This window comes from Kitasatospora sp. NPDC054795 (assembly GCF_053611565.1).
This window is the reverse complement of the sequence record NZ_JBSHAP010000277.1, coordinates 1-2,737: the sequence shown is the minus strand read 5'-3', so window position 1 is coordinate 2,737 and position 2,737 is coordinate 1. Positions and strand designations below refer to the sequence as shown.

The 2,737-nt window shown below is 72.2% G+C and carries 4 protein-coding genes; 2 read left to right on the top strand and 2 right to left on the bottom strand.

Annotation, left to right across the window (positions count from 1 at the left end; all coding sequences use genetic code 11):
* Positions 1-128: 128 nt before the first annotated feature.
* Positions 129-332 (bottom strand): alpha/beta fold hydrolase, encoded by a 204-nt coding sequence (locus ACWGJO_RS41385; RefSeq protein WP_452190937.1) that lies wholly within the window; start codon positions 330-332, stop codon positions 129-131.
* A gap of 65 nt (positions 333-397) precedes the next feature.
* A complete protein-coding gene (locus ACWGJO_RS41380; protein WP_452190936.1) occupies positions 398-637 on the bottom strand; it encodes a hypothetical protein in 240 nt (79 codons plus the stop codon).
* A gap of 91 nt (positions 638-728) precedes the next feature.
* Between ACWGJO_RS41380 and ACWGJO_RS41375 the strand changes: the two genes are divergently transcribed.
* Both ACWGJO_RS41375 and ACWGJO_RS41370 read left to right on the top strand, forming a co-directional pair.
* A complete protein-coding gene (locus ACWGJO_RS41375) occupies positions 729-1,169 on the top strand; it encodes a hypothetical protein (protein WP_452190935.1) in 441 nt (146 codons plus the stop codon).
* A 71-nt stretch (positions 1,170-1,240) separates the two neighbouring features.
* Positions 1,241-2,737: NHL domain-containing protein (locus ACWGJO_RS41370; RefSeq protein WP_452190934.1), on the top strand; the 1,497-nt coding region annotated here is incomplete at its 3' end.

Sequence of the window (2,737 nt, the reverse complement as noted above, 5' to 3'; positions counted from 1 at the left end):
CCTCCCCCGCGGGCGGGCCGGGGGGGGGCGCGCTTGTGGGGCTCCGGGTGGGGCGGTTCGGCCCCGCGCGGGGGGTGGGGGGGCTCCCCCGCCGGGGGCCGTCCTGCGGGGTGGGGGCGGGCGTTCGGTCAGGCGAGCGAGGCGGCGAAGTCGGTGATCAGCCGGGCGACCGTCCCCGGCTGGTCGAGGTGGGTCGGGTGGCCGCCGCCGGGGACCGCCACCGCGCGGGCGAAGGGGGTCAACGCGGCGGTGGCGTGGGCGTGTTCGGCGGGCCAGAACTGGCTGTCGGCACCGGCGACGATCAGGGCCGGCACGTCGATGCCGGCCACCACGTCCCGCCAGTCCTGGCAGGCGTGGTCGAACAGCAGCGGGTAGCTGTCCGGGGTGATGTCACGGCTCAGGCCCTGGCCGCCCGCGCGTCGGTGGCCGCCGGGTCGGGCCAGGCGCGGCCGTGGCCGGTGTCGACGGCGGCCGGGTCGAGGAAGAAGGTGCCGAGGTTCTCGTTCGTCAGACCGTAGTAACCGTGCTGCCATTCAGGCGAGTTGACCATCTTCGGGGTCTGGTCGACGGTGCCGATGCCGGCCAGCCGGTCGCAGCCGAACAGGCTCACGTACGCCCAGATGGTGCTCGCGCCCATCGACTGGCCGACCACGAGGACGTCCCGCAGGTCGAGTGGCGTAGGTGAGCGTCTGCGCGTCCTTCGGCCGTTCGGAACCGAGGGAGAGCCGGTGGGGTTTGCCCGAGTAGTTGCGCCGATCCTCGACTCCGGTGCCGTGCTGGGTGGGGATCAAGGTGCCGTCGATCAGTACGACCTCGCCGCCGCGCCGGGCTATCTGGCGAAGCGCCCGGCCCATGCGCGGGGTCCTGGCGGCGAGCAGGCCGATCATCTCATCGCGCCAGCGCCGCAAAGTGGACTCGGGCACGTTGTTGCCGCCGGCGAGGTCCAGCACACGCTGGTCGTGCCGCAGCGGGGCCAGCCCGAGCACCGCTATCCGGCCCGGCAGCAGCGACCACCACGGGGAACGCCGCCGGCGCCCTTGCGTCCGGATCTCACTCATGCACTGCAATCTCCTGGGAAATTGATTATCCATCAGGCATTTACCAGGCACGTCAACCCGTTGCGCGAGGAAGCACCCGGACGGGCAATTGCCATCCCCGTGCCCGTATGACTTTCTGGAATCACCCGACAGCCCCCTGCAAATAGACCAACAGGCGGCCCGTGAACGGTGAAGGGATGACAATGAGCACTGCCTCCGAGGCAACCACAGGCAGCGAGAGCCCCGCCCCCGTGATCAGCACGGTCGCGGGGACCGGAGTCGCGGGCCCCAAGGGGGACAACGGGCCTGCCGTCCGGGCCGAGTTGAACCGCCCGTTCGGGATCGCGGTGGACAGCACCAGCACCCTCTACTTCGCCGACCGCGACAATCACCGGGTCCGGAAGGTCGCGACCGACGGGAGGATCAGCACGGTCGCGGGCACCGGCACCGCGGGCTTCAGTGGTGACAACGGCCCTGCGGACAAGGCCCGACTGAACTCCCCGCGCGGGGCGGCGGTGGACGGCGCGGGCACCCTCTACATCGCCGATGGCGACAACCACCGGGTCCGGAAGATCACGGCCGACGGCACGATCACCACCGTCGCCGGCACCGGCACCGCGGGCTCCACCGGCGACAACGGCCCGGCCGACAAGGCCCGACTGATCAGCCCGTTCGGGGTGGTGGTGGACAGCGCGGGCAACGTCTACATCGCCGACTACGACGACCACCGGGTCCGGAAGGTCACGGCCGACGGCGTGATCACCACCGTCGCCGGCACCGGCACCGCCGGCTTCAGCGGCGACGGCGGCCCGGCGGACCAGGCCCAACTGAACCGCCCGCACGCGCTGGTGATGGACGGCGCGGGCGCCCTCTACATCGCCGAGAGCGACAACCACCGCATCCGGAAGATCACGGCCGACGGCACGATCACCACCGTCGCCGGCACCGGCACCGCGGGCTCCACCGGCGACGGCGGGCCGGCGGACCAGGCCCAACTGAACATCCCAACCGGGGTGGTGGTGGACAGCGCGGGCAACGTCTACATCGCCGACGGCAACAACCACCGCATCCGGAAGATCACGGCCGACGGCACGATCACCACCATCGCCGGCACCGGCACCGCCGGCTCCACCGGCGACGGCGGCCCCGGGGACGAAGCCCAGCTGGACAGCCCCGTGGGGCTCGCTCTGGACCGCGTCGGCACCCTCTACATCTCCGAGTACAGCGGCCAGCGGATCCGGAGGATCGCCTCGCCGACGACGGCCGGCCTGCCCGCGTCGGGCACGGTGGTCTCCTGGGTCAACGTCCGCAGCAGGCTGCGGATGGGCGCCCTGCGCGAGTCCATCAAGGACGGGGCCGAGATCCACCAGGTCGTCGCCGCGCCCCGGGAGCATCAGCGCTGGCGCCTGGTGGTGGCCGGCCAGGAGGACGGCGAGGTGCTCTACACCTTCGAGAACGTGCGCAGCGGCATGGTCCTGGAGGTTCCCGACGCACTGAAGGTGCACGGGACGGTGGTCGCGCAGCGCGCCTACCAGGGCGCCGACGCGTACCACCAGCAGTGGCGGCTGATCCCGATGGGCCCCGCGACCGACAGCCCCCGGGTGTTCGAGATCGCCAACCGGCACAGCGGCCTGCTGCTGCGCGTCGACGGCACCACCCCCGCGGCCGTCCAGCAGCAAGGGGCCGACGGCGACCACCGC